We start from the raw sequence: 25,161 nt of genomic DNA, 5'->3' as shown, positions 1-25,161 counted from the left end.
TTATTGTATAAACGATATGGAACCTGAAAGCTTCTCGTCAAACAGTTATAAAGCAATAGTTTCCCAATTTACTGGATTTCTTTTGGATGCATACGACTTGACAATGATATTAGGTATTGCACCAGTAATAGCAAAAGTCCTTTTACCTCCTGCATCACCTTTAATTGCGACTTTTTCCGTCATATTATCGTATTCCCTAACAATAATATTTAGGCCTTTAGGTTCCGCAATTTTTGGCCATTTAGGAGATAAGATAGGCAGAAAAGGAGACTTAATAATTACTATCCTTGGCTTGGGGATAGCAAGTGCATTGACTTCAACTTTACCAACTTATGCTGCAGTTGGAATATTAGCCTTTATCCTTTTTATTATAATTAGAATTGCAGTAGGAATATTTGCAGGTGGAGAATACGCTGCTGGGCATCCCTTCGCAATGGAGTGGACTCCTTTTAAATGGAGGGGCTTAATTAGCGGAATAATACAAGGAGGGTTTTCATTTGGTGCTGCCTTAGCGGCAGTAGTTGAAGCAGCGTTTATTGGGTTCTTTGGAGTAAAGGCTTTAGATGCTTATGCATGGCGTTACTTGTTTTTAACGTCGTTAGTTCCTGCAGTTATTGCATTAATAATTAGAATTACTATGAAAGAAACTCCAGTCTTTGAAGATGTTAGAGCAAATAAATTAATTAGGAAATCTCCATTCTTAGATTTATTTAGAAAGCCTTATAGGAGGGACTTCTTCCAAGTTATGCTTTACATGACGGGTTTATTCTTTTCAGCTTATGCTTTATTTGCTTTTGTTCCTGCAATTTTAGAGCATAGCCCATCTATATATGGCTTAGGTACTGCGGATACTATATATTCTTACGGAACTTATGCGGCCTTTGCTGGAGCAGTTACTATAGGTGCATTATCTCAAATTATAGGTAGGAGGAAAATTACGATAATATGGGCAATAATAACTGCAATTATATCAATTCCAATTTACTATCTTCTTATTTACTCTGCTACTATAGGAAGTATAGCACTGTCAACTTTAGCAGTAATAATAATAGGTTTCATTACTCAAGCCCCGTGGGGAATAGTTCCAATATACTTGTCTGAGAGATTTAAGGCCTCTATGAGGGCTTCAGGAGTAGGTTTTGGCTATTCTTCAGGAATTTTCATAGGCGGATGGTTTAGCATATATGTTCCGTTAATGCATCAGTATTTATTTAAGTCCCTTGATACGCCAACTAATGTGTGGTTTTCTACAGCAGTACTATTAATTTTAGGGGCGTTACTAGTCGGTGTAGGAGTATACTTGGGTCCAGAAACTTTAGGAACTAGACTAACTGAAGAGGTAGAAAAAAGCAAAGTTATTCCTCATTAGATAAAATATCACCTAGCTTTGCTGAGTATACTGAAATTTTGAATTTTCCTTTAAGATTTTTTAACTCTTCCTCAGTATAACTTTCCTTTCCGTTATAGTTTATGTAAATCCCCTTAAATTCTCCATTAATGAATATTAATCTGAAAACTCCGTCCCCATAACCTGAAATGTAAAGCACTGGTTGAGGAGAGATAGATGATAGAATTTCTTCAATAACAGATATTATGTCGGTAGTATAAATTTCTCTTTCTATTAGCAATTTAGATCTAGCAACTATCCTAGTTACGAAGGACACATTCTTAAGCTTATCCGAAAGGATAGCATTTCTAATTTCATCTTTATATCTTATATAACTCAAGTAGAGTTTTTCCTTAATATTTTTTCCAATTTCGTCCATAATTCTTTTGAACTCGTTCTCATTTGCTCCTTCATAATATATTTGAAAGAATGGTTCATCATCAATAATTATGGAAAGCCTTAGCTTGTTATCCTCATTGATAAAATTAACCTGGAAAAAGTTCTTATCTAGTTTTATATAATAATTTAGCTTTAGCTTTTTCCTAAAAATTCCAGAATTTAATTCTAAAATAATTGTATTTCCGCTCTTTATCGCAGAAGGAATACATTCAACTATATTACTAAAATCACTACACCAAGACTTTACAAACTCTTTATCGGCTATTGGCAGTTTACCTACTTTGGAAATCATTTTTGCAAAGTTTGTAGAGAGGAATAATTAGATTTTTTATATAAGTCTTACTATCACCCTACTAAACTTAGTTAAAAATAATTCCATTAACAACTTTTTATAATATAGAAATATTAAATTACGAATAAGTAAGACATATATGGAAAAATGGTAAAAGTTTTATATTATTATAGAGAATAATTTATGTACAATCCCTATCTACTAAAATATCGGATATTCACCTCAATGTTATTACCCTCAACCTTACCAGCAAAATAACATGATGACAACGATGGCTTGTTATCAATCAGTAGGATTAGGCAACAAAACCCAAATCGTTCCAATACGGTATCCAATAAATTTACAATATATTAGTAGCAAATTCAAATGTATTAATGTCTCAAGGGATTTATGCCTTATGAGCAGCTTGGAAGATATCCACAACCTTACCCTGGATATCCACAGCCTTATGGTCGACCAAAATATCCTCCTTAGCCTTATAGATCGCCAACACCACAATATACTTAGCCAGTTTAACAGCCTTATCCCCATAAGCTCAGTAGGCTCTTCAACAACCTACTCAACAGCTAACTACTCAATCCACTACTGCACAGCAACCTCGTAAAGCAGCTGCTATATCCGAAGTTCATCATGAAAAGCATAATTACGAAGAGAAAAGTATCACCGCCATCATAAGGAAGAAGAGTATTTTCCTGCGTTTTTGTTAAACTATGTTAACAAGCTTTAAATTTCTTTGAAATGAAAGTAGGTTATGGCTAAAAACATAGTTGTAATGATAAATTCAGGTAAAGATCAGAAGGCTAAGATATTAACCGGATTAACTTTAGCTTTAGTAGGAAAGCAAAAGCACTTATTTGATGATGTTCAAGTTATTTTCTTTGGCCCTAGTGAGCAATTGATAGCAGAAAAAGATCCAGATATAATGAACATGCTTGAACAGTTAATAAAAGTTGAGAGCGTTTATGCTTGTCAATTAGTTGGAGATAGTATGAAAATTACTGATAAATTAAAGGAAGTTCAAGGTTTAAACGTAACATTAGTAGGCCCAGTAATTGCTGATTTTGTAGCCAAAGGATACGAGATACTTAACTTTTAAGTTATTATTTTCTTTTAACTTCTTTTTGAAAATGATATACACTATATATATTATGTGTAATTTCTTTAATTTACTCAGGATATGAAAGGAAGTTTTTCTAATTTAAGATTAAGAATTTATAAAAGATTGAAAGCCTCTCCCTTTCCAGGGACGTGAAGACGTCAGGCATATAATCTTTATGTTTGGATTAGTCCTTTTGCGAAAATTCTAGCTTATCGAGGAGTTAAAATGAATGCAACAATAAGTTTAACAAAAACTGATAAACTTTTTACGATTAGTTCAACTAATATCATATGGTTTACCAATTAAAGGTAAGGAAAAAAGGAATAGTAATTTTACCTAAGGACGTTAGGGTAAAACTTTGTATCAATGAGAACGATATACTAATAGCGAATATTGAAGACGATAAGCTTGTTTAAGGCCTTTAAAGCCTAAAATTGTAAGAGTTGATCCTAAGGTAGTTGAAGATATTCTTAAAGAAGAAGGAGAAGCGGAAAGGAAGAAAGAGGAAGGAATTTTTGACGGTAATTGATACCGGTATTTTAGTTGAATATATAAATGAATCTGGTGAGTATCACGATAAGGTAAAGAAATTGCTTGAGGAAAATAACACATTATATGTTACGCCCATAACTTTAAGTGAAGTTATGTACGTTAGCTATAGAATATATAAAGCTTCTGGGCTAAAGGATGCAAATCGATACACACGAGAATTCGTTGAATGGCTATCATATAAACTGAAAGTTACAGAAATTAATCAAGATATAATTTTTGAGGCCTGGGAAATTAAGAAGAAATACGGTATATCGTTACCAGATTGTTACGTAATTGCTACTGCGAATTACTTGAAGGATAAGGCTTTATTTAGGAAGGAAAAGGAGATACTTCAAGCAGTTAATAAAATAAACAAAGAATATGGCAATATCCTAATTTTTATTGATGAGATCTAGAGCAAAGGAATCTAAAAAGCATATAAGCTAACAATTTCAACCCTTTCTATGGATTTTAAGGTAATAGAAAGTGAGGCAGTAGCTTCATACTTAGGAATGAAAATTATAGAAGTTAAAGATGGTAAATCAAAACTCGAAATTCCTTATAGTGAGAAGATTTGCAGAAGGGGAGGAGTTTTGCATGGCGGAATGATAATGACTTCCATGGATTATGCAGGTGGGTTGGCAGTTGCCTCAATTAATGATGGAATAGACCAAGTTACTCAAGAACTTAAGGTAAATTTTCTTGAACCCATGTATAAAGGTCCATTCACTGTTGAGGCTAAGGTATTAAGAAAAGGAAGGACTGCAGTAGTTGTTGAAATTGAATTTAAGGATTCTGAAGGTAAGTTGGGTGCTGTAGGCTTAGGAACTTGGTATATAATAAGAGATAGAAAAGTAAGCAAGGAGTAAAATACAAGAAGAATATTTCTACTCTTCCTTTCAAGAAGTTATTATATAGCAAAATAGTTAGTTTAAACTCTACTATACTATCAATATTATTTATATCTTCCTATTTCATATTGATATTATGGACTTTAATGCAATAGCAGAAAAATGGCAGAAAGTTTGGGAAGAAAAGGGAATATTTGAAGCCAAAGTAGATGAAAGGAAAAAGAAGTTTTTCATTACAGTCCCCTTCCCTTACACTAATAGCCCCATGCACATAGGTCACGGTAGAACATACGTTACTGCAGATATTTATGCAAGATACATGAGGATGAAAGGTTATAATGTTCTATTCCCCTTTGCCTTTCAATTTACTGGCACTCCAATATTATCTGTGGCAGACGCAATAAAAAGAGGGGACCAAGACATCATAGATTTTTTCAAGAACGTTTACGAAATCGATGAAGAGAAAATAAAGGATCTTTCTGACCCTTATAAATTGGCTGAGTATTTTAAACAAGAAATGGAGAAAACTGCTAGGGCTATAGGCTTAAGTGTGGATTGGAGAAGGAGTTTTACTACAGTAGATGATAGATTTGCCACTTTTATCCAATGGCAATTCAAGAAACTTAAGGACAAAGGGAAATTGATAAAAGAGACTGACGCAGTAGGTTATTGCCCTAGAGATCAATTTCCAGTAGGAATGCATGATACTAAAGGAGACGTTGAACCGGAAATAGAAAAATTAGACGTCATATTCTTTGAAGGAGACTACTTTTATCCAGTGGCAACTTCAAGGCCAGAGACAGTATTTGCAGGAGTAGGTGTGGCAATTAGTCCTTTAACCACTTACGTGATTGCAGAATATTCAGGAAAGAGGATTTTACTCTCTAAGGAAGCTTTTGAGAAACTTTCATATCAGAAAGAACTTAAGAAGATAGGAGAAGTCAAACCTGAAGAATTGAAAGGAAAAGAGGCAGTAAACCCGGTAACAAGGAAAAAGGTTAAGGTAGTTCTGAGTAAATTAGTAGACCCTTCAATAGGTACTGGCTTAATTATGCTAACTCCTGCTCACGATCCTATTCATAAGATAATTGCTGAAGATAACGGAATTGAAGATTATTATTCAGTAATATCTTCTCCTGACCTGCCTGAAATACCTACTGAAGAAATAGACGTAAGAGATATGGCCGAATTAAAGGATTTTGCAGATCAAATCTACAGAACTGAATATTATAAAGGAGTAATGAAAGACGTCTCTACTTACGTCCCAGATTATATGAAGCAGTACGTTAAAGAAATGATATCCGGTAAACCTGTAAAGGACGCAAGGATATCTACTGTAGAATTGCTTAATAGCATAGGCAGGCATGATACAATATACGAAATAATGAATGGCCCCATTTATTGTAGATGCGGGGCACAAATAGTGGTAAAGGTAATAAAAGACCAATGGTTTATAGCTTACGACGACCCAGAATGGAAAATGGCGGTTCTCAATTCTTTAGATAACATAAATTTTGTTCCGTCAGAAGTTAGAAAGGATATAGAGAAGGCAATATTTAATTTAAGGAAGAGTGCAGTAGGCAGAAGCAGAGGTTTAGGAGTCAAATTACCTTGGGATGAAAGTGAAATAATTGACAGTTTATCGGATTCTACAATTTATACCGCATTCTATACAATTTCTCATTTACTAAAGAAAGCTAACGATAAGCTCTTTGACTACGTATTTTTAGGTCTAGGAAATCCTGAAGAGATTAGTAAAGAACTAGGAATAAGTAAAGAAGAAGTAGAGGAATTAAGGAGGGAATACAATTACTGGTATCCAGTGGATTCAAGGCATAGCGGGAGAGATCTTATTCAAAATCATATTCCTTACTATATCTATAATCATCTGGAAATCTTAGGTAAGTTACCGAGGCAAATAGTAATAAATGGCTTTGTAAGAGTAGGAGGAAAGAAAATGAGCAAAAGCTTTAGAAACGTTTATCCATTAAGTAAGGCCATAAAGGAATACGGCGTAGACCCAGTTAGGATAGCTTTAGCTACTCCTAAACTTTCTGAGGACGTTGAGTTTAATTCGTCAGTTGTTACTTCTATTGCGGATCAACTTAAGAGAATTTACTCCTTAATAGTAGAGTTACTAGAGGCAAAAGGAGAGAATAACTTTGGAATCGCGGAAAAATGGTTGTCAAGTATAATGAGCGAGAAAATAAAGACTGTAGACGAGAAAATGAGAAACCTAGATTTCTTTGAAGCTTATAATATAATTCTATATGATATTTATAATGATTTTAAGGATTATCTGGATTTTACTAATGGAATTAATAAGGATCTTATAAAGAAATCGATTTCAGCTTGGCTAAGAATGATTTATCCTGCGGCACCTCACATAGCGGAAGAACTTTGGAGCAAAGCTTTTCCAGGCTTAGTTGCAGAACAAGAGTATCCTAAGCCGGAAGAGTTTACTATCTATCCTGAAGCAGTTGTTGAAAAAGGTTACGTCGATTATGTTATAAGTGAAATTAAGGAATTAGAAAGAATAGTTGGGGAAGGTGAAAAGGCAGTTATTTATGTGAACAACGATTTATCATTAGCTAAAGATGCTGCAAAAGCTATTGAAGAAGGTCAAAGTTTGTTTGAATTTGCTAGAGGAAATGAAAAGCTAGAGAAAGTTTATTCATCAATAAAAGCTTATGATGACATCTTTAGGAAATCGTTACTTACATTACAGGAATTTGATGAAATAAGAACTTTAGCAAATTATGCAAATTATATAATGAGAAAAACCAATTTAGGCCAATTAAGTGTGTACGACAGTAATGATCCTAATGTACCAGACTTTAAAGGTAAGAAGTCGCAAGCTTTGCCTCTTTCTCCGGCAATAGTGATATTTTCTAGCTAAGGATCTTAATTAGAGTATTTTTTACGATCTCTCCTAAAACTCTTGTAGTTTCCAAATCCAAGCTACATTCATGAAAACCGTCTTCATGAAGTTTCCAAGCAGATTTCCACATTTTAAACACTTCTGGATATTTTTCGTTAATTAACCTAGCAGCTTTAAATAATATTTCTGATTTCCATCTTTCTTTCTTATTAACTTCAGAAAGAATTGGTTCTAAATTCAGCCTTCTTGAAATTAACTTTATTGCTTCTTCTGCAGCTTTATAATACTTCTCTGAAGCTTGAACTATATCGCCCCTCTCTAAGAGTTCGTCAGCTTCTTCCAAGTAATTCATTATATTTCTCGTTTGCAATTTCGACTAGTCTTTTTACATCTTTTATTAAAATTTTTAACGTATCTTGATCTAGAGTAGCAGTATAAAGGGCAGTAGCGCTATTCCAATAATCTAGAATTTCTACGCCTAGAACTTTTGATATCTCTAGAGCAGCTCTATTAATAGAAGCCAAAGTCCAATTCTCTGGGCTGATTTTAAGATATATAGATATTGTTTTTATTGCTTCTTCTGCAGCTTTATAATACTTCTCTGAAGCTTGAACTATATCGCCCCTCTCTAAGAGTTCGTCAGCTTCTTCCAAATAAATATCGGCAGGACTTTTAAGGATCTTCTTCACAATATAGAATTGTGTTTTATTAAAATAAACCTTTATTTGCTAAAGTTCGTTAGATCTAACTATTTATTTTGTTAAAAATCTTTATTCTCAAACTTTTCTGGATAAAATTGTCTCAAAGTAAAATATATTATCTCTCATTCAGTTAATTTAAGCCTTTACGTTAGATTTCTTTCTAAGAAACCCTAAATACTGTTAAAAGAACTATTCTACTATGAAAAAGATTGTAATTGTAGGTGGCGGAATAGCCGGAATGGGTATTGCGAATACACTAGCAGATAAGTTAAAGGGAAAAGCAGAGATCACTGTGATAAACAAGGAAGACTTTTATTTTGCTGGACCTAGCAGACCCTTAATCTTAACTGGAGAACAAAACTATCATAGAATTATAAGAGGTTATGAGAACGTAGGTGTTAAAGGAATAAAGTTAGTAGTAGGTAATGTTTACAAAGTAGATCCAGATAATAGGAAGGTTTACGTAAGCGAATCGACTTTTGGTAATAAAGATTCAGTACTAGATTATGACTACCTAGTTCTAACGCCAGGAATAGTATTTGATGGTTCTAAAATAACTGGTTATGATAAATTCTGGTGGAAGAATACTACTGTTTACGACCCGGGAAGAGTTAATGTACTTAAGGAAAGATTATGGAGTCAAAATGAAGGTTCTGTTATAGTTTACGCTCCTAAGGCTCCTTATAGGTGTGCCCCAGCACCAACTGAAACCACATTGCTTGCTCACACAGTCTTAACACATAGAGGAGTAAGGCAGAAGTTTAACATTATTCACATAGACGCTAACGATAAAACTCAACCGCCGTTTATAATGGATATCGTAAAGCAAACATATGAGAAAGCAGGAATTCAGCTAGTTACAAACCAAGAAATTACGGAAATTGGAGAAGACTACGTAGTTACTAGTTCTGGAGAAAAATACAAATACACTATCCTAGCTATGTTAGAGCCTAACAGAGCACCTAAGTTTATCGATGAGGCAGGATTAGGTAAAGGTTATGTAGATATTAGGTCTCCTCAAGATTTGAGGCATCCTAAATATGACGACGTACTATCTGCAGGAGACGCTGCAAAGTTACCATTCCCTAAGAACCAAGAGATAGCATTTGAGAGCGCAATGTTTGCGGCAAACAAAATCTTAGAGATGGAAGGTGTGAGCGAGAAAGTGCCAGTGCAGTACGCATTCGTTGGCTGGGCTTATATGGGCAATTTAGAAGGAAAGTTAGAGACGTTAAGTTTACAATTCCAAATGGATTTAACAACACAACCACCAAAGCCGACTAAAGATCCTCAGTTAAAGAGAGATTATACTCTACAGAAGGATAGATGGGAACAAGCATATCTAGAAAAATTATTTGGATATAAAGCTATTTAATGAGATAAAACAGTAGTTTTTATTACGTTATTTAATTTTTCTAAGTGTATGTTTATATCTTCTTCCGTATGTGCCTTACTGATTGACCACTGCGAGTCATAGTTACTCATTGGAATTATTCCAGAGTCTAGCATACCTTTAAAGTATTTATTCCATTTCTTTACATTAATTTCTAGGAATTCTGAATATTTTCTTGGAGGGCTTTCTCTGAAATATATTGTACCGCTAATTCCCCAACTAGTTACTGATGCCTTGATCTTGTTATCCTCTATTAAATCCTTATAACCCTTGATAAGGATATCGTTAAGCCTTATCATTTCATACATACTCTGTTCGTTCAGTTCGTCCAAAGTTATTCCTAAAGCTTTAATTGAAATAGGACTGGCTCTCACGTAATCTCCTTCTTTATAATTTATTCCAACTATTCCTATTGGTATACTTCCTGCCAATGATCTCCCAAATAGTATTATGTCAGGCTTAATCTTTAGATAGCCTGACGCACCAGTGTAATACTTTCCTCCCGTTTTTATTTCATCCGCTATTGTTATAATTCCGTATTCTTTTGAAAGTTCCATTATCCCTTTCAAGAACTCATTTTCAGGTAAAACTAGTCCCATGTGAGTAGCTATTGGTTCGAAAATTATTGCTGCAATATCGTAGTTTTGCCTCACAATTTTTTCTAGGTAATCTAAATTATTCCACTCTGCAGTTATCTCCTCTCCTAAATCGCACTTCTTTATTAAATCATTTTGGCCGAACCTTATTATTTTCTTCTTTCCTGAAAGTTGTCTAGCTAAATTAACAGCGTAAACTTTTGCTTGTTTTTCGCTTGAAAATATTTTAACAGACTTTAATGAGAATCTTCGTTTGAGCTTTTCTATTGTTTCTTTTTGATTACTTCTTTCTAATATTGCATTAACTAATTCTGGATTTCCGTAACCAAGTAATGCATCTCCGTTAGACATATCGAAGTCTATGTATTCTTTTCCTTCTATATCCCAGACTCTGTTTCCTCTCCCTCGTTTTAGAATAGGTAACTTGTGAGTTACTTTTAAAACAGGGAAGGATTCTTCGTAAAAAACCTTCAGATGCGAGTGCATCATTCCACCGAATCTTTTTGCCAAATATAGTATATGGTAAAGGTATTAATATAGTTTTGGATTGTACATATTACGTTTTTATTGAACAGTTTTAAACTATTTTAACTGTTGTAAAAACAGATAAATTGCCTTATATCCTATAGCTTTAGCGTTAATTTCTGCCAGCTTAATCTCTTGCTCATTAGCATTATAATAATCCAGTTGCAACTTAGGATAAATGGTCATTCCATCTACGCTTACGTTAAAATTAATGACTATTGAATACACGTTAGCTCTTTTTGTTGAAGAAAGAGAGATGGATGCGCATTCAACTTTTTTCATTATTTCATCCTTCTCCTTATTCATAGCATTCATTATTTCATCCACTTTTTCAGGGAGTACAAGTTCCATGTAATGTAGAAGTAGTCCTTTCTTCTCTAATTTTACTCTACCTTTCTTGGAAATCAATAGCTTACCAACTTCTCTTATGCAATCCTTGCATATTTTCATGCATTTTTCTCCAAAACATAAATTACAATAACTACCTAAAAGCACCTTGGAAGCTAGGTCTGCCATTTTATCAACGTCATAATAATAGAAAATTCTACCTTCCTTTATTGCCCTATCAACGTAATCTCCCATTTGAGTCTCAACGTTTTTTGGAGAAAGCAATACTTCAATAGAAGAAATTTCTCCAACGCTACTGTCTAACTTAGAAAATGAAGTACCTCCTCCTTCCTTCTTAACTATATCAACAACTCTGGCAACGGGTCCCTTGCCTTCCTTCTTTTCTACGATATAGCTTACGTCTACTCCTTCTAAATACAAGTTCCTAAGAGCGTCGTCTAAATTATCGTATTCAGGAGTTTTTGGAGTTAAAGCCACTACCAAGTACTTTAATGCATTCTCGCTGTCGTTATTGTTTTCATCAGTTTTACTCCTAATTAGCCTTCCTAAACGCTGGTAAAACCTTAAAGGGCTTTGAGGAACGTCAGTCATAATTAATAACTTTGCCTCTGGAATATCTATACCTTCTTCGCCTACTAATGTGGATATAATTACGTCAATTTCTCCCCTTTTAGCGCTTTTAACTAATTTTTGTCTCTCAAATTTTGACGAATCCCCGGTTAGAACTTTTATCCTTCCTGGGTCTAAATCTTCTATTGCTTTTTCGAACTCATAAGCGGTAGCTTTTCTGCTAGTGAAAATTAATACCGGTTTAAAATCCTCTATTTTATATATCGAAAGAATCTGTCTTAAAGCCCTAGCTTTATGACTTAACTCCTTGGACTCGCAAAGGAAGTCTAACTGGGGATTTTCCTCTATTTTTCCTTCCATTCTGCCTAGGCTTTCGCAAAAGGCCTCCTTACCGTAACTGTAAAGCGTAATTTCAAGGAACTTTAAAGTGTTCTTGTCACCTTTTACCTGGCCTCTGAAAAAGGCATCATATGCAGAATCCTCAATTTTATTCATTTCCGCATCAAACACGTCAGCAATTGCTTTAGGTGGATTGAAAGTAGGGTCTATTTCTGCTAAAGCTTTAAAATCGTAGTTTAAGAACTTTGGTTTCCCTAGTTTTTCTACTAGTCTAGGGTCTACCATGTATTTCTTATAAGAGGGGAGTAAAGCAGTAAAGCCAATCAAGTACTTAGGATCTAAACTAACTAACGTAGACTCATATCTGCTATCTCCAAAAGCGTGATGAACTTCGTCAACGATTATTGCTTCAGTTTCTGGAGCACACTTTTCTGCGGTAAAAGGCGTCGAAACTACTATCTTTTTACCTTCCTCAAAGGCAGTACATTCTCCTTCATATTCCATTCCCACATCTTCTCCAAACATTTTCCTCCAGAAATTGAAGTACATTTGATCGCAAAGTAATCTTGTTGGCTCCATTACGATAACATTCTTTACTCCTTTTTTAAGGAAATAGTATGCCATGAAGAGTTCTATTACAGTCTTACCGCTTCCAGTAGGCATTGAAACTACTATGAAGTTGCTTTTTCCTTCTTCCAGTTCTTTTATTATTCTCTCGCTTACGTGAGATTGGTAAGGAAATAAGTTATAACCTAGTTTGTCCTTTACTAACTTGTCAAAATCAGAAAGCATTCCTAACTACATGTGCAGAGTAGGAAATATAACATTTGCTATTACTAATTTCCTCTCTGCCGTTGTTAACAGTTTCCGATAAGTCATGAAGTTTATGTTATTTGATGTCATTTAACATTCCTAGTCCTTTTAATGCTATTAAGTAAGCTGATGCTGTATGCCTATCAAAACCCTTCTCCCTCATCACCCTTTCGTGATCCTCAGAGGTTGTAGTACCTTTAGGATTGACCAACATAACATTAAAACCTAGCCTTAAAGATTTAATAACGCCGTGGATCAACATTTGCTTCTTAGCGAAACGCGAAACCTTCCTATTACCGCTTTTACTCCTCGTAAATTTCTTCTTCCTAACTAGGAATAAATCCTCAAAAACAACGTAATCAACGCCAATCCTTGAGAGGAAATTGAGAGACTCAGATAAAGCGTTTAAACGTAAAGCCCTAGCTTTCTCTTTAGGAAAACCTGGCCTAGTAACATCTGAATACCACCACGTTTTAGTAGTAATAACTTTACCATCCTTGTTAACAACAACAACGTTTAGTCTGTCACTATTTAAATCAAAACCGGCAACCAAACCGTAACCATTGGGTTTTGGTGAAGAGAAGTGCTTTAGGTAAAGCCAGAGTGGTACTTGGAGGTGGATCATTGGCTTTTCCTTAAAACTAATTACGGCACCATAACCCTCCTCCTTCCTTTCTGCTAATTCTTCTAACTCGTGAAGTAATGGCAAGTACTCCTTGCCTAAGTAAGCTTTCCCGCGAACCCACTCCTTACCCCAGGGGTCTTTAACCTTAATTAACACGTGGTCTTCCAAAACGTGGAACTTAACATTCCTATTACCCTTATCAGCTCTATTTCCTCTACTTGCAAACCAGAACTTCCTTATCCTTGCATGAATTATCTCACCCTTTTCGTCTTCTCTATCTAACAAACCGTCAGTAATTGTCCTAGCTTGCTTTAAAGCAGTTACAAGGTAAACATAATTTGGTAAGATGTTGTAAAACTCCTTAGTTAACTCGTCTACACTCTTCCCGTCAAAAAGCGGTTTAATAGCACTCTTAACAACTTGTGAGTAAGCCCTAGCAATCCTAACAACTCTCTCTTTCTCGTTAAAAATTACCCTGCCATTTATTGTGACGAATTGGAAGTTCTCTAGAGCTTCCTTAGAAGCGATTAGCTTACTCCTCATCATCTGGTAGGATAACAATTACAATCACCTCCTTGCCGTATAATTTCTCACCCTTATCCCTTAGTTTTGAAGGTATTGTTATGCCATATCTTTTATTCCCATACTTATCTGTACCATAACTTGAGACCGTTGATCTAAAAACTATTTGCTCCATAGGAATGTTAGAAGCATTAAAATTTATAAACTTTTATGCTAACATTAAGTTAGAGAGTGCCACAATGAAGTCGATGAGCAATGTGAGGTGGAGGAAGGCACTCAATGAAACTCCTCGTGTCCTCGAAGGGAGTGGTTTAACTACCGCTCCCGTAGACGGCACGGGGAGCCAGACAAGGGGTATGAGGACGAGAGGTTGAATAATGAAACCTCAATGAAAGTCCGACCCCTTATGTGACGACTTTCAACTTTTGTAACGTTGATTTTTTATTTTTATATCTTCTAAATATGATATGCAAAAGACTTTCATCGATAAAAATATAAATATTCAAAAATTAGTCCAAGACCTTCAGAATTCCTTAAGTATTGACGGTTGGGAAGTCACAACAAGTCAATACGCTCAGAATGATTACCTACTTAGAGGTCAAAAGAAGGGACATTTTCATAAAGTTGAGGAAATTCTAATAAGGGTTAGAGGAGATCCTAACAACGTCTTAATTACAGTAGACGAAGAGAATATAGGGACTTTTGGAAGAGCTTGGATAAATCTTAAACTACTAGGCGAGATTGAGAGAAAAGTAAATGATGGTTTCTATAGTTGAATATATAGAACTATTTAGTTTATGTAAAACTATTTATTTTATGTAGAGAAAGTATAAATATAAACTTTCTATATTCAACTCGATAAAAATGAGTAAATCCTTCCCTTCACCGTTTAGGCCTATAGATTCCCTAAAACTAACGTTTAATCATATAAAAATATGGTATACTGCAGGAATGGGCTTCTTTACTGACGCATACGATTTACTAATAATAGGATATATATTAGCTACTATAGAGGACTCTTACAAGTACGCAGGAATAGTAATGCCAGGATTTACTTCATATTTAGTGGGTCCCGATAAGGACTTCTGGAACGGCCTATTAGCTTCTATTGCACTTTGGGCGGCTATAATAGGTCAGCTAATATTCGGATTTTTAGGGGATTATTGGGGTAGGAAAAAAGTTTACGGAGTTGAAGCAACGTTACTCACTATAGGAGCTTTTCTAAGTGCGCTGTCCCCTAATCTGATTTGGTTGATAATATTTAGGTTCATAATGGGTGTAGGAATTGGAGGAGATTATCCCATCTCTGCTACAATAATGAGCGAATATGCTAACGTTAAGGACAGAGGGAAACTTATTGCATTAGTCTTTTCAAACCAAGCTTTAGGCTCATTGGCTGCAGCAGCCGTAGGAATAATCTCAGCAGTAGTATTGCCTCCATGCACTGCTTGGAGAGTTATGGCAGGCATTGGAGCAATCCCTGCAGCAACTGTAATATACTTGAGGAGGAAGGTTCCCGAAACTCCAAGGTACTCCTTACTGGCAAATGGAAACGTTGAAGAAGCTAAAAAGGCCGCGTCTTTCCTAGGAGGGGATATTGACACACGGCAACCAGTAGTGGCTAAAAGAATGAGCTTATCAGAGATTTTATCTAACTATGGTACTTTACTAATAGGTACAGCAATTCCTTGGTTCATATTAGATATAGCATTCTACGGTACTGGACTTTATTCATCCCCAATAATTGCACCAATATTCGGCTCTCCGTTCCCTAAGTCGGCAACAGCGTTACCATTATCAGCATTCCAAGGCGATTTAGCATACGCTCTATTCCTTGGAGCCGTGCCCTACCTAGTAGGCTTTCCAGGATACTTTACTGCAGTGGCCTTACTGGATAAGTTAGGAAGAAAGACTATTCAAATTCAAGGATTCACCATGATGGCAATAATTTACCTCTTAGTCTCTGCTGTAATGATTGTTACTTATACATCTAAAGGCCCTAAGGTCAACGGCTTCCTAATACCCGCAGAGGCAGCTTTCTTACTATACGCCTTAAGCTTCTTCTTCATTGATTTTGGGCCTAATACAACTACTTTCGTTATCCCTGCAGAGGTTTATCCAGTAAGGTTCAGAACTACTGGTCACGGTATTTCCGCTGCCTCTGGGAAATTGGGAGCAGCAATAACTACTTACCTATTCCCAACACTATTGACTTCGATGGGAATAAAGAACTTGCTAGTGATGCTTGCAGTTGTCAGCATAATAGGCGCATTGTTAACGTTCTTCTTCGTCCCAGAGACAAAGAATAAGAGTTTAGAAGAGGTTGCCAAAGAGGAATTAGTTACTCCTACAACTACTGCAAAACAATAATTAGATTTTTCTTTTTATTCTTTCCACTCTTATTAATTCATTGAAATTTCTCTCGAATACTTTAATTCTTTTTCCAAGGATTTTTGAGTTTATAAAATCTAATGGCAGAGGTATATCTAGGTCTAACTTCATTTTCTTATCTTCGACGTAGATTCTTATATTTCCCCATCTATGCTCAGCGAAATCTGCAACGTTCACAACATAATTTACCGAATTTATTGCGGTATATCTTGTCACGTAAGTTATCAGATTAAATGGTAAATAGAATACACCCTTTATTGGAATTTCTACTTTGTATTTATTATCAATTTTCTCAACATTAGTAGCTTTTAACATAGATGGAAACAAGAAAAACGGATCTGATAGTATAGTTAAAACACTAGTACCGTGCTCATTTTTAATCTCGCTCGTTAATTTCATAATTTTAACTAAAAGAAGTTTCTATATATATTTTCTCTATATATTCAATATAGTTCCTCATATAACATAAAGAAGTATATAACCTATATAGAGATATGGTAGGGACAATGATAATTTTCACTTGCAGTTTAAGATATAATCTTCAGCTTTAACGAAATTTGCCCCACCCTCTTTTAATATCTTAAAAGAGCGAGGGGTCAAAAAGTGGAACTCTATGGGTATCCAATCAGGTAAGCCCTTGTTAATTACATAATCTAGAACTTTTCCCTCAATTTCCTTCCTTTCTTTAGGTATTTCATTTAGAAGTATGGCAACATCAATATCGCTTGCTGCCGTGTAAGTTCCATTTATTACGGAGCCAAGGAAATATATTTCTCCCTGTAAGTTATATTCTTTTAATGCTTCCTTAATTGCTTCATATATTATTGGTGCTATTTTACAGAAATTCGCAAGTAGGTTCATTTTTTCTTTAACGAACTCCACGTAAACGTCTAGGAAACTCTTCATATTAAATTAAATATTGAATTCATTAAATTTAAACACACCTCAGCATCTTCCTTAGTGTAAGGAGAGAACCCGTACCTAGAGTCAGTATATCCTTCCTCAAGTTCTTTCAATTCTCTCCTATTTTTATCTATAAAGTTCTTAATGTTTTCATTTCCAGTATATTTGTAAATTATTGAAAGTAGTTCCCTTATTCCGTGAATCCTTGGCATAAAACCTAGATTCTTTAAAATAAATGCTTTAGCTTTCAATTGCACTGCTTGTTCAGCGTAAAAGCAGGATATATCGTAATATCCTTCTTGATATGCTGTAATGCTATCTTTTCTGAATTTTTCTGCCCTTTTAAGAAGTAAATTTACATCATCGTTACTACTCATTATTAGCATTAGCTCAATATAGAATAAAAGTGATTAGGTCTTAACACATAATGCTTATTTTCCTTTTATGTTACCTTGAAATATGGAACAAAAATCATTGGAAAGTTTATATAAAGAGATTGATAATCAGAGAGATTTTATTATTTCTCTCTATAAGGAATTCATTCCTATTAAAGCATTAGGTCCGGAAAACGGCGGTGAAGGAGAATATTCTAGAGCTATGAAATTAAAGGAAATTATGGAAAAATACTTTGACGAAGTTAAGGAGATAGACGTAAAAGATGAAAGAGTTCCTTCAAAAGTAAGACCTAACCTTATCGGAACAATAAAAGGAAGAAATCAAAGTAAGACTTTATGGATTATAGCTCACATGGATACTGTTCCTGAGGGAGATAGGAGCTTATGGAAATTCGATCCATTCAGCGTTACTGTCGATGGAGATTATATTTACGGTAGGGGGGTTGAGGACGATGGACAAGCAATTGTATTAGGAATTACACTAGCTAAAGTTCTTAAGGAATTAAATCTCACTCCTAACATTAATTTTTCATTATTAGTCTCAGCAGATGAGGAAACAGGGAGTAAGTACGGAGTTTCATATTTGGCTAAAAATTATTCCTTATTTAACAAGGATGATATAATATTAATTCCAGACGCAGGCAATCCGGAAGGCTCAATGATTGAAGTTGCAGAAAAAAGTATTTTATGGTTGAAATTTACAGTAATAGGCAAACAAGCTCACGCAAGCACTCCAGAGAAAGGGATTAACGCTCACCTTCTTTCAATGATATTAGGCATTACTCTTTATGAAGAACTTCACGAAAAATATGATGCAAAAAATGAACTATTTGAACCGCCTACTTCAACATTTGAAATAACTAAAGTTGAGAAGAACGTAGAAAACGTAAATACTATACCGGGAAAGCATACATTTTACATGGATTGCAGAATTCTTCCTCAATACGACGTTGATGATGTTTTGAATACGATAAATGAAATTGTAAAAAGATTTGAGGCGGAAAATAATTGTAAGGTTGAAGTAGAGGTAGTTAATAGAGAAGATACTACAAGACCTACGGATGAAAATTCCGAGACCGTAAAGTTGTTAAAGAACGCAATAAAGGCAGTAAAAGGTATTGATGCTAAGGCAATAGGCATAGGAGGAGGTACTTATGCAAAATATTTAAGGTCCCTTGGATTAAATCCAGTAGTTTGGATGACTTGCGACGAGACTGCGCACGAGCCAAACGAGTACGTGAGGGTTAGTTACATAATTTCGGATCTAAAAGTAATATCTTATATGCTAATGTGAGAGAGATAAGAGGAAAAGGAAAAAGAAATAATTCCTTATTCAGGAGGTATTTCCTTAAAGACCAATCCTACGTCAATACCTTTTCTTAGGTTTATTAATTTAGCTATGTAATATATAGCAAATCCTGAGCCGTACATAAATACCAAGGAAAGTATTGTAGGTAAATTAATTGGCAAGAGTACTGGATTTCCCCAAGTAATATAAGTAATGTAAACTAGAAAGCCGAAGGTTGAGAATCCTATTAGGCTAATTACTGGTATTCCCAAAATCCTCCTCTTAACAATGACAGCAGTCTCAAAAAGTTCTCTCCTTAAGAACGGCATTAATGCTACTGACAATGCAAATATCGCATAACTTATTTCGAAAGCTACTGTTACGTCTACTAGTGAAAGTATTGGTAAATACGCATACATTATAACTCCTATGCCAGAGAGTATTGTTATTAATATGATGGATTTCAAGGGAGCGTTAAACCTTTCATCAACGTCTGCCATCCAAGACGGCATTATTCTATCGAAAGACCATTAGAATAAGTATCTGGATAATCCAACAACTAATGGGGGACCACTATAGTAGTTAGGTAACCAAATTGCTATGAACATTATTATGTAAAGTATCGGATTTCCAAGAACTAGTAACGCAAAGAACGGAGTAAAAGCCCCTATAGACGAGAGGCTACAAATTAATGGATTAGTAATATTCAATACGCAACAGCATTTCTTATAATAAAGATATGAATAATAAGTTAGGAATTTAGCTTCAAAGGAATCTAAGTTTAGCTGTGTAAATAGAATATAGTACACTGCAGGAAGTATAATTGCGACTACTATTGAAAGGAAGACGTTAAGCCTGACTTTCTTCATTTCTCCAGACCAAGATGCAGGAACGTTATACCAACTATAATAATACCAAACTGCAGGAGATGCAAACAAAGTTGCGTAAATAACTGGGTAAAACTTTAGGCCGTTGCTTTCTGCACAGGATATGACACTTTGGGTCACATTTGAAATTCCGCTAAATGAAGATAAGACGTTAGAAAAAGCTGAAGGATTTATTTCCAGGAGTGCAATGAACATTATAATATTTGCTATTACACTTATTATCCCTGTTATAAGCACAAATCTCCAATGGAACCTAGTTGAGAAAGCTATTGCTGAAGTTATTAATGTTCCTACAAGAAGACCCCAAATTATTCTTCCAATCTTTGACGAGAAGAAAGAACCAATGGAAAGTAAGTAAGAAGAATGATAATAAAGCCCTAAACCAGTGAATAAGTAGCCCAACCAACTAGCTCCCAAATAACTGTAAAATCCTTGAGAAAGGACGAAGGCTATAATAATCCCCAATAATTTGCAAAACCTATTGCAGGATGAACTGCCCTACTATTAAACACGTAATCTGCTCCGGCCCTAGGCATTGATGCTGCTGCAACGTAATATAAAAAAGCCATACCTAGGGTTGGAATTAATGTAATTAAATAAGCTAAAGTCCAGTTAGCTCCTGGAGCTAACCATAGCCATGAGATTATTAAAAGAGGGGTACCTCCAGTTATTAAAGCCCAGTTAGCTAGCATTGAAGGCCATGGGCTTACATCTCTTACTAGGCCGGAAGATTGACGTAAAAATACTTCCTTAGCCATCTCACAAAATGGTAATAAAACGTATTTAAAAAATTATTTGACGTTAAGCATAAAAATTTATTTTAATAATAACTGAGAAATCCTTATGTCTTAGATTGTGTGCTCTTTTCTTTATTTAATTCATCTAAATATTTTTTAAGAGCATCAACATTTTCCTGATGAACGGATTTCCTTCTCTTATCAACTCTTAGTCCAAGCTTTCTAGCTTTTTCAGGGGTTAAATTCACGGCCTTAAGTTCTCCTAAACTAAATCCTCTTCCTTCCCTAGTACTTTTCCTTTCATGAGGATATTCAAAAGAGTAATTGGGCCTCTTAATTATGGGAGTAGGAGGATTCATATTTTCCTTTTAGAAGTATATTTTTTAAAATTAGCTTTCGCGTGCAGGTTTAATTTCTTTTTTACTTTACGGAGTTTTTACCCTACTCTTAATGAAATTTGTTACTTCTAGGATGTCCTTTTTTACAAGTTCCTCATTTGGGTATCTTGAAATCTCGCTATCCTTATCAAGTCCGTTGTGCTGGAATTCGTGTAAATCTAAAGCTATTTCTACAATTAATCTAAGTTTATCGTCGTTTATTATACTAGCTATTTCCCTTAATCTAGTTGATGGCATAATAGCTATAATCCAGTCAACTCTTTCCACAACTTTCCTTGGCAATAATCTCCTTTTACCCGGGAAGTATTTAGATAATAAATCTCTATAGTTTATTGCTAACCCTGCTACATACGCTTTTACAGCCTGGTAAGCCTTTCCAGCGGAGTTCCTTATTAGTCCATCATTTAAGAATCTCTCTGCTAGATCTGCCTCATACAATGCTTCCTTAAATCTGTCTTCTTGATATTTCTTAGAGTCTATCCAAGGTTTTTCTATCTCTTCTACCATGCGTATGATTATATACGATTTTTAAATTAAAAGTATAATAGAGAACTTCTTTTTGTGCGCTAATTAGCAATAAATTCTAGAATATATAGAGTTTATACTCAACTATATATTAGTTTAAATACTTTCTAATCATTATTAAGTATATGGAAATAGGAGAAAAAGTTCCAGACATCGAGCTAATAGATACTGAATTAAAGCCAGTCAGACTGTCTAACTTTAAAGGAAAAGTAGTAGTCTTAGCGTTTTATCCTGCAGCCTTTACGTCAATAAAGAAATGTGCACCCTTAGGGACTCATTATCTAAGTTTAATAACCTTAATGCTATCGTGCTGGGAATAAGTGTAGATCCACCATTTAGTAATAAGGCTTTTAAAGAATATAATAAAATCAATTTCCCAATTTTAAGCGATTATAATAGGGAAGCAGTAAAGTTGTTCGGAATTGCATGGGAGTTTCCTGGTTTAAAAGGTTACATACTGGCTAAAAGATCCGTATTTATAATAGATAAGGACGGTAAAATAGCTTATAAATGGGTTTCGGATAATCCAGCAATAGAACCACCTTATTCTGAAATTGAAGAAAAGATAAAGGAATTATCGTCTAGCTAGAGTACATGACTATTAATAAATTTTACCTCTGTTTTTATTCATTCAGTAATTTTAATGAACTTCTTAGAAATAGAGAAGAATCTTTTTGCATTTTCTTCATCTTCAATATGGAGCTCTACTGGAGCATCGAAAGGAAGGTCGTAAAAGTCCATAGCTCTAATTAGTATCTTTTTAGATAGCTCTTTTCTTTCCTTTCCAGAAAGTTTCCTTTTTGTGACTATGAGAATATCGATGTCGATAAGTACAGTAATTCTATCTTCTGCAACACCTCCTATCACATAAACTTCCGCATTAGGTTCTATATCGTGTACAGCTCTTGCAATCTTTTCTGCGTATTCCCTCCACCTTCTTAAGTGCGAAAATCTGAACTTAACCCAACTTGACGTTTTTAGCTACCTCCTCTAGGAAATTGATTATTCTTTCTGCAACACCAATTAATTCTTTTGATTCTTCTTCATAATAATCCTCATATCTAGAATCTATATATGCATCCTCAATAGAAATTAACTGCTCTCTATATTCTCTGACAAGGTCATTTACTTTTCTTGATAGGTCTTCATAACCGTTTTCCTTTAGCAATTTGGACAAGTAGCCTAATAATTCCCTTATTCCATGTCCTTCATAATCCTTTCCGAAGAGTTCAAAAATTACTGCTTAATATAAATCTGTAAAGCTTGCTCTACGTGAAAAGTGCTAGTATCATAATAGCCTTCATTATAATCGTTCTTTGCGTCTGTTAAGAACCTTAAGGCTCTTCTTTTTAATCGTTGTACTCTATTTCCGCTCACACTTTAAAATAAACGAGGAATATAAAGAGTTTGTAGCTCTTGTCACTCTATACGTAGAAAAACTTAAAATTAAGGACGATAGTTTCACTCAAATGAGGAAAGTATATATTCTTATGACGATAATATTAATACTAAGCTCGTCTATATATACAATATCTTTAGTAAGTTCCACAATTTTACCCCAGCAGTATTACGAATATATTAAAATCTGTGCTACGCAATATACTGCTCTCGTCTATAGTGTTTCGAGCAATTGTAGCGTAAAAGTTATGGTACTCAATCAAGAGAATTTTAACAACTTTTCCTCCGGTTACAGCTATTCTTGTATAGTTTCACAATTAGGTAAAACTATGATCAATGGCGTTCTATTAAATTCTGGGACTTACTATTTAGTTATATACTCTCCTTACGGATATTCTAACGTAACCTACTTTTATTGTGAAATACCGATAGAACTTAGTAATTGTTCAACTCATGTAAGCGAATATTTAACTTTACAACCATTTAATACTGAGAGAATACTAATACATTTATCAACTCTTGGGTCACCGTCACTACTACGTATAGTGGGTATCTCTAACGAATCTGTTTGCTATAAGGTTGTAAATTGCAAGGGAGAAACAATATTTTCTTCTGGAGAAGTAACATTAACATTAAACGGAACTAATCCTTGTTATAACGTCACACTACCGCAAGGAAAATATTACCTATGTATATATAATCCAACGTTTTCCTCAGCCCTTGTGTATTTCTGCTATAGGCTTTATCCTCAATACGTTAATCCCTTCCTAAGGTTTTCAGTTCTTCAAGGAGGAAATTACAATTATGCACCTACGGGAATTGCGAGTTTTGGCGTTAGTAATACCTCTCCTTACGAGATAAAGTTCTCTTCAGTTGCAGGGTATTTTAATATATCTTGTATTTTAGCCTACAATTCTTCACAGAATTTAGTAAAGCCCTGCGAGGCTTCTTTACAGCTCAACGCTGTATTAGTTGTTTGTAATGAAAATAATGAGACGCAAATTTATTGGCCACAAAATGTTTTGATCTTCTTAACTAACGAAAGCGTGGTATTTTATCATGATAATGTACTTAATCTTACTAATCCGCTTGCATCTTTATCAAATTCCTCAATAACCTCACAGAATGGATACGTTATGCCGACAGTTAATGATGGGATTACGCAGTATTATTACGGTAACTATAAGTGTGCTCCATGCTTTGAGTACAATTTACCTTTCTCTGGACTATTAATAATGAATGAAAGCGTGGAAAAAGGCCAAGGAGTACTAATAACAATGGAAGTTGAGGTACTGCAAAATGGAACTTCACCAGTAATGCAGAGCGAAACTTTTGATAAAATTCTTATTCACGATCCAAGCGTAAAGAGCGCATATTTTGTAGTTAATGGTAAGGAATATACGCCTGCTGGTATATACGGTAGTTTAGGTTCATTTTATGACGCGGAATTGATTTTTGGCGGTGGAGGTAACGGTGAAATTACTACTTTTGAGAAGTTGGATGGAATTCTAGGATTATATTACTTTAATGGGAGCGAATACATCACTTTTCCTTCTTACTATACCTTTGGTGCAGACACTGCCGAGGCAACATCTAACGTCCATGTAACATTAGAGCAAAACGGAATGATTAAGATATCTACTGGATCTCCAGACTACACTTACTTAGGAGAAGTTAAAACGCAAGCTCTAAAAGTATCCCCTTATGTTCCTCAAAGAAGTAGTGAATCCTCAATCTCTCCTGAGTCTAATATAGCTACATCAAGTGAAATGACGTCGTCTATGCAATCTTCAATTCTCTATATCATACTAGCCTTAGTATTTGTTATAGCTATTATTGTGATATTTAGAAGATCTAGGAGATTTTAAAGACCTTCGAAATGATTTGGATCCTAACTTGTTAATTTATAAATTTTTTATTACATGTGAAAAATCCCTACATCTCTTTCATAGATTTTCTAACTCCTTCTTAATCTCCTCTATTTCATTTATCTCTTCCTTAGTTAGGTGAGAGGAAATCCATTCAAATCTTAGCTCTTTAAGTAATTTTATTATATCTTCTCTTCTAGCGTCGTTTTCTTTCCATTCATCAAATAGTCTTAATGCTTCTTTAGTCATTTCTGTAATGCCATTGTAATATTTCTCCAGTTCTTCGGCAACTCTTATCATGCAATTTTTAGGCACAGCGCACGGTGTATCCTTTCTATGCAGGTCATACTTCATTGCTAAAGATTGAAGCATTCTTCTCAACGACTTGTAAGCTCTCCAGACTGAAAGTTTTAATTCCCCTCTCTTTAGCCTTTCAAAAGCTACCTTAAAATCGTTGTAACTCATTTTTGCATAAGTTTGCTCATCCCTTATTGGCATA

General features: G+C 34.7%; 25 protein-coding genes and 3 pseudogenes. 12 read left to right on the top strand and 16 right to left on the bottom strand.

The annotated features are described in order from the left end of the window. Positions 1-16 precede the first annotated feature (16 nt). Positions 17-1,369: an MFS transporter gene (locus D1866_RS08405; protein WP_152943109.1), complete on the top strand. Its 1,353-nt coding sequence runs from the start codon at positions 17-19 to the stop codon at positions 1,367-1,369. Here the strand turns inward: D1866_RS08405 and D1866_RS08400 are convergent. Then, complete coding sequence (locus D1866_RS08400; RefSeq protein WP_152943111.1) at positions 1,356-2,078, bottom strand: hypothetical protein; 723 nt, start codon at positions 2,076-2,078, stop codon at positions 1,356-1,358. The genes D1866_RS08405 and D1866_RS08400 overlap by 14 nt on opposite strands. A 751-nt stretch (positions 2,079-2,829) precedes the next feature. On the opposite strand from D1866_RS08400, the gene D1866_RS08395 reads away from it, so the two are divergent. The 5 genes from D1866_RS08395 to leuS all read left to right on the top strand — a co-directional run bounded on the left by D1866_RS08395 (position 2,830) and on the right by leuS (position 7,458). Next, entirely contained in the window at positions 2,830-3,174 is a 345-nt protein-coding gene (locus tag D1866_RS08395; protein WP_152943113.1) for a DsrE family protein, read from the top strand. Positions 3,175-3,467: 293 nt separating this feature from the next. Beyond that, a complete protein-coding gene (locus D1866_RS13480; RefSeq protein ID WP_231136285.1) occupies positions 3,468-3,593 on the top strand; it encodes an AbrB/MazE/SpoVT family DNA-binding domain-containing protein in 126 nt (41 codons plus the stop codon). A gap of 42 nt (positions 3,594-3,635) precedes the next feature. Further along, a complete protein-coding gene (locus D1866_RS08385) occupies positions 3,636-4,124 on the top strand; it encodes a PIN domain-containing protein (protein ID WP_231136284.1) in 489 nt (162 codons plus the stop codon). A gap of 48 nt (positions 4,125-4,172) precedes the next feature. Beyond that, a complete protein-coding gene (locus D1866_RS08380) occupies positions 4,173-4,577 on the top strand; it encodes a PaaI family thioesterase (protein WP_152943117.1) in 405 nt (134 codons plus the stop codon). A gap of 118 nt (positions 4,578-4,695) precedes the next feature. Next, positions 4,696-7,458 (top strand): leucine--tRNA ligase, encoded by a 2,763-nt coding sequence (gene leuS / locus D1866_RS08375; RefSeq protein ID WP_152943120.1) that lies wholly within the window; start codon positions 4,696-4,698, stop codon positions 7,456-7,458. On the opposite strand, the gene D1866_RS08370 is transcribed toward leuS, so the two are convergent. Continuing rightward, positions 7,451-7,792 carry a PaREP1 family protein gene (locus D1866_RS08370; RefSeq protein WP_152943122.1) on the bottom strand — a complete coding sequence of 114 codons (342 nt, stop codon included), beginning with the start codon at positions 7,790-7,792 and terminating at the stop codon, positions 7,451-7,453. The two genes, leuS and D1866_RS08370, sit on opposite strands and share 8 nt — an antisense overlap. Beyond that, a complete protein-coding gene (locus D1866_RS08365; RefSeq protein ID WP_155861130.1) occupies positions 7,770-8,129 on the bottom strand; it encodes a PaREP1 family protein in 360 nt (119 codons plus the stop codon). The genes D1866_RS08370 and D1866_RS08365 overlap by 23 nt, the downstream gene beginning before the upstream one ends. Positions 8,130-8,340: 211 nt before the next feature. Between D1866_RS08365 and D1866_RS08360 the strand changes: the two genes are divergently transcribed. Next, complete coding sequence (locus D1866_RS08360) at positions 8,341-9,516, top strand: FAD-dependent oxidoreductase (RefSeq protein ID WP_152943124.1); 1,176 nt, start codon at positions 8,341-8,343, stop codon at positions 9,514-9,516. Here the strand turns inward: D1866_RS08360 and D1866_RS08355 are convergent. From D1866_RS08355 to D1866_RS13130, 4 genes are all read right to left on the bottom strand, one after another. Then, on the bottom strand, positions 9,513-10,640 hold the full coding sequence (locus tag D1866_RS08355; RefSeq protein ID WP_152943126.1) for an aminotransferase class III-fold pyridoxal phosphate-dependent enzyme: 1,128 nt from the start codon (positions 10,638-10,640) through the stop codon (positions 9,513-9,515). The genes D1866_RS08360 and D1866_RS08355 overlap by 4 nt on opposite strands. Positions 10,641-10,712: 72 nt before the next feature. After that, on the bottom strand, positions 10,713-12,704 hold the full coding sequence (locus D1866_RS08350) for a DEAD/DEAH box helicase (RefSeq protein WP_152943128.1): 1,992 nt from the start codon (positions 12,702-12,704) through the stop codon (positions 10,713-10,715). A 97-nt stretch (positions 12,705-12,801) separates the two neighbouring features. After that, positions 12,802-13,896 carry a hypothetical protein gene (locus D1866_RS08345; protein WP_152943206.1) on the bottom strand — a complete coding sequence of 365 codons (1,095 nt, stop codon included), beginning with the start codon at positions 13,894-13,896 and terminating at the stop codon, positions 12,802-12,804. Then, positions 13,883-14,047, bottom strand: coding sequence for a hypothetical protein (locus D1866_RS13130; protein WP_009990129.1), 165 nt, complete (start codon positions 14,045-14,047; stop codon positions 13,883-13,885). The genes D1866_RS08345 and D1866_RS13130 overlap by 14 nt, the downstream gene beginning before the upstream one ends. Before the next feature lie 292 nt (positions 14,048-14,339). On the opposite strand from D1866_RS13130, the gene D1866_RS08335 reads away from it, so the two are divergent. Beyond that, positions 14,340-14,648 (top strand): hypothetical protein, encoded by a 309-nt coding sequence (locus D1866_RS08335; protein ID WP_152943132.1) that lies wholly within the window; start codon positions 14,340-14,342, stop codon positions 14,646-14,648. A gap of 88 nt (positions 14,649-14,736) precedes the next feature. Then, positions 14,737-16,242, top strand: coding sequence for an MFS transporter (locus D1866_RS08330; protein ID WP_152943134.1), 1,506 nt, complete (start codon positions 14,737-14,739; stop codon positions 16,240-16,242). Here the strand turns inward: D1866_RS08330 and D1866_RS08325 are convergent, their stop codons facing one another. The 3 genes from D1866_RS08325 to D1866_RS08315 all read right to left on the bottom strand — a co-directional run bounded on the left by D1866_RS08325 (position 16,243) and on the right by D1866_RS08315 (position 17,543). Continuing rightward, complete coding sequence (locus D1866_RS08325) at positions 16,243-16,662, bottom strand: STK_08120 family protein (protein ID WP_152943136.1); 420 nt, start codon at positions 16,660-16,662, stop codon at positions 16,243-16,245. Between the two features lie 117 nt (positions 16,663-16,779). Further along, positions 16,780-17,169, bottom strand: a complete 390-nt coding sequence (locus D1866_RS08320; RefSeq protein ID WP_152943138.1) for a nucleotidyltransferase domain-containing protein — start codon at positions 17,167-17,169, stop codon at positions 16,780-16,782. Beyond that, a complete protein-coding gene (locus D1866_RS08315; RefSeq protein ID WP_013775004.1) occupies positions 17,166-17,543 on the bottom strand; it encodes a HEPN domain-containing protein in 378 nt (125 codons plus the stop codon). The genes D1866_RS08320 and D1866_RS08315 overlap by 4 nt, the downstream gene beginning before the upstream one ends. 82 nt (positions 17,544-17,625) lie before the next feature. On the opposite strand from D1866_RS08315, the gene D1866_RS08310 reads away from it, so the two are divergent. After that, entirely contained in the window at positions 17,626-18,855 is a 1,230-nt protein-coding gene (locus D1866_RS08310; RefSeq protein WP_231136283.1) for a M20 family metallo-hydrolase, read from the top strand. Between the two features lie 35 nt (positions 18,856-18,890). Here D1866_RS08310 and D1866_RS08305 read toward each other — a convergent pair. The 3 genes and pseudogenes from D1866_RS08305 to D1866_RS08295 all read right to left on the bottom strand — a co-directional run bounded on the left by D1866_RS08305 (position 18,891) and on the right by D1866_RS08295 (position 21,378). Further along, a pseudogene (locus tag D1866_RS08305) lies at positions 18,891-20,494 on the bottom strand (APC family permease). A gap of 83 nt (positions 20,495-20,577) precedes the next feature. Then, complete coding sequence (locus tag D1866_RS08300; protein ID WP_152943140.1) at positions 20,578-20,832, bottom strand: 50S ribosomal protein L13e; 255 nt, start codon at positions 20,830-20,832, stop codon at positions 20,578-20,580. A 66-nt stretch (positions 20,833-20,898) separates the two neighbouring features. Continuing rightward, complete coding sequence (locus D1866_RS08295) at positions 20,899-21,378, bottom strand: PaREP1 family protein (RefSeq protein ID WP_152943143.1); 480 nt, start codon at positions 21,376-21,378, stop codon at positions 20,899-20,901. A 143-nt stretch (positions 21,379-21,521) separates the two neighbouring features. Here D1866_RS08295 and D1866_RS08290 point away from each other — a divergent pair. Continuing rightward, positions 21,522-21,985, top strand: a pseudogene (locus tag D1866_RS08290) (peroxiredoxin). A gap of 38 nt (positions 21,986-22,023) precedes the next feature. Here D1866_RS08290 and D1866_RS08285 read toward each other — a convergent pair. Both D1866_RS08285 and D1866_RS13775 read right to left on the bottom strand, forming a co-directional pair. Further along, complete coding sequence (locus D1866_RS08285) at positions 22,024-22,308, bottom strand: nucleotidyltransferase domain-containing protein (protein WP_155861129.1); 285 nt, start codon at positions 22,306-22,308, stop codon at positions 22,024-22,026. Between the two features lie 46 nt (positions 22,309-22,354). Further along, positions 22,355-22,773, bottom strand: a pseudogene (locus tag D1866_RS13775) (HEPN domain-containing protein). Positions 22,774-22,865: 92 nt separating this feature from the next. Between D1866_RS13775 and D1866_RS08275 the strand changes: the two are divergent. Further along, positions 22,866-24,662, top strand: a complete 1,797-nt coding sequence (locus tag D1866_RS08275; protein ID WP_152943145.1) for a thermopsin — start codon at positions 22,866-22,868, stop codon at positions 24,660-24,662. Between the two features lie 78 nt (positions 24,663-24,740). Here D1866_RS08275 and D1866_RS08270 read toward each other — a convergent pair whose 3' ends face one another. Further along, the gene (locus D1866_RS08270; protein ID WP_152943147.1) at positions 24,741-25,160 is read right to left on the bottom strand and encodes a hypothetical protein; all 420 of its coding nucleotides are present in this window, start codon (positions 25,158-25,160) and stop codon (positions 24,741-24,743) included. Position 25,161 lies beyond the last annotated feature (1 nt).

The sequence above is a fragment of the Acidianus ambivalens genome (assembly GCF_009729015.1).
Lineage (GTDB): Archaea > Thermoproteota > Thermoprotei_A > Sulfolobales > Sulfolobaceae > Acidianus > Acidianus ambivalens.
This window is presented reverse-complemented; position numbering and strand designations above follow the sequence as displayed.

Excerpts from the sequence above, each read along its gene's own strand:
- D1866_RS08400 (WP_152943111.1), bottom strand. The coding sequence starts at position 2,078 with ATGATTTCCAAAGTAGGTAAACTGCCAATAGCCGATAAAGAGTTTGTA.
- D1866_RS08395 (WP_152943113.1), top strand. The coding sequence starts at position 2,830 with ATGGCTAAAAACATAGTTGTAATGATAAATTCAGGTAAAGATCAGAAG.
- D1866_RS08300 (WP_152943140.1), bottom strand. The coding sequence starts at position 20,832 with ATGAATCCTCCTACTCCCATAATTAAGAGGCCCAATTACTCTTTTGAA.
- D1866_RS08360 (WP_152943124.1), top strand. The coding sequence starts at position 8,341 with ATGAAAAAGATTGTAATTGTAGGTGGCGGAATAGCCGGAATGGGTATT.
- D1866_RS08405 (WP_152943109.1), top strand. The coding sequence starts at position 17 with ATGGAACCTGAAAGCTTCTCGTCAAACAGTTATAAAGCAATAGTTTCC.
- D1866_RS08345 (WP_152943206.1), bottom strand. The coding sequence starts at position 13,896 with ATGATGAGGAGTAAGCTAATCGCTTCTAAGGAAGCTCTAGAGAACTTC.
- D1866_RS08275 (WP_152943145.1), top strand. The coding sequence starts at position 22,866 with ATGAGGAAAGTATATATTCTTATGACGATAATATTAATACTAAGCTCG.
- D1866_RS13130 (WP_009990129.1), bottom strand. The coding sequence starts at position 14,047 with ATGGAGCAAATAGTTTTTAGATCAACGGTCTCAAGTTATGGTACAGAT.
- D1866_RS08370 (WP_152943122.1), bottom strand. The coding sequence starts at position 7,792 with ATGAATTACTTGGAAGAAGCTGACGAACTCTTAGAGAGGGGCGATATA.
- D1866_RS08295 (WP_152943143.1), bottom strand. The coding sequence starts at position 21,378 with ATGGTAGAAGAGATAGAAAAACCTTGGATAGACTCTAAGAAATATCAA.
- D1866_RS08350 (WP_152943128.1), bottom strand. The coding sequence starts at position 12,704 with ATGCTTTCTGATTTTGACAAGTTAGTAAAGGACAAACTAGGTTATAAC.
- D1866_RS13480 (WP_231136285.1), top strand. The coding sequence starts at position 3,468 with ATGGTTTACCAATTAAAGGTAAGGAAAAAAGGAATAGTAATTTTACCT.
- D1866_RS08310 (WP_231136283.1), top strand. The coding sequence starts at position 17,626 with ATGGAACAAAAATCATTGGAAAGTTTATATAAAGAGATTGATAATCAG.
- D1866_RS08325 (WP_152943136.1), bottom strand. The coding sequence starts at position 16,662 with ATGAAATTAACGAGCGAGATTAAAAATGAGCACGGTACTAGTGTTTTA.
- D1866_RS08315 (WP_013775004.1), bottom strand. The coding sequence starts at position 17,543 with ATGAGTAGTAACGATGATGTAAATTTACTTCTTAAAAGGGCAGAAAAA.
- leuS (WP_152943120.1), top strand. The coding sequence starts at position 4,696 with ATGGACTTTAATGCAATAGCAGAAAAATGGCAGAAAGTTTGGGAAGAA.
- D1866_RS08320 (WP_152943138.1), bottom strand. The coding sequence starts at position 17,169 with ATGAAGAGTTTCCTAGACGTTTACGTGGAGTTCGTTAAAGAAAAAATG.
- D1866_RS08270 (WP_152943147.1), bottom strand. The coding sequence starts at position 25,160 with ATGCCAATAAGGGATGAGCAAACTTATGCAAAAATGAGTTACAACGAT.
- D1866_RS08330 (WP_152943134.1), top strand. The coding sequence starts at position 14,737 with ATGAGTAAATCCTTCCCTTCACCGTTTAGGCCTATAGATTCCCTAAAA.
- D1866_RS08380 (WP_152943117.1), top strand. The coding sequence starts at position 4,173 with ATGGATTTTAAGGTAATAGAAAGTGAGGCAGTAGCTTCATACTTAGGA.
- D1866_RS08335 (WP_152943132.1), top strand. The coding sequence starts at position 14,340 with ATGCAAAAGACTTTCATCGATAAAAATATAAATATTCAAAAATTAGTC.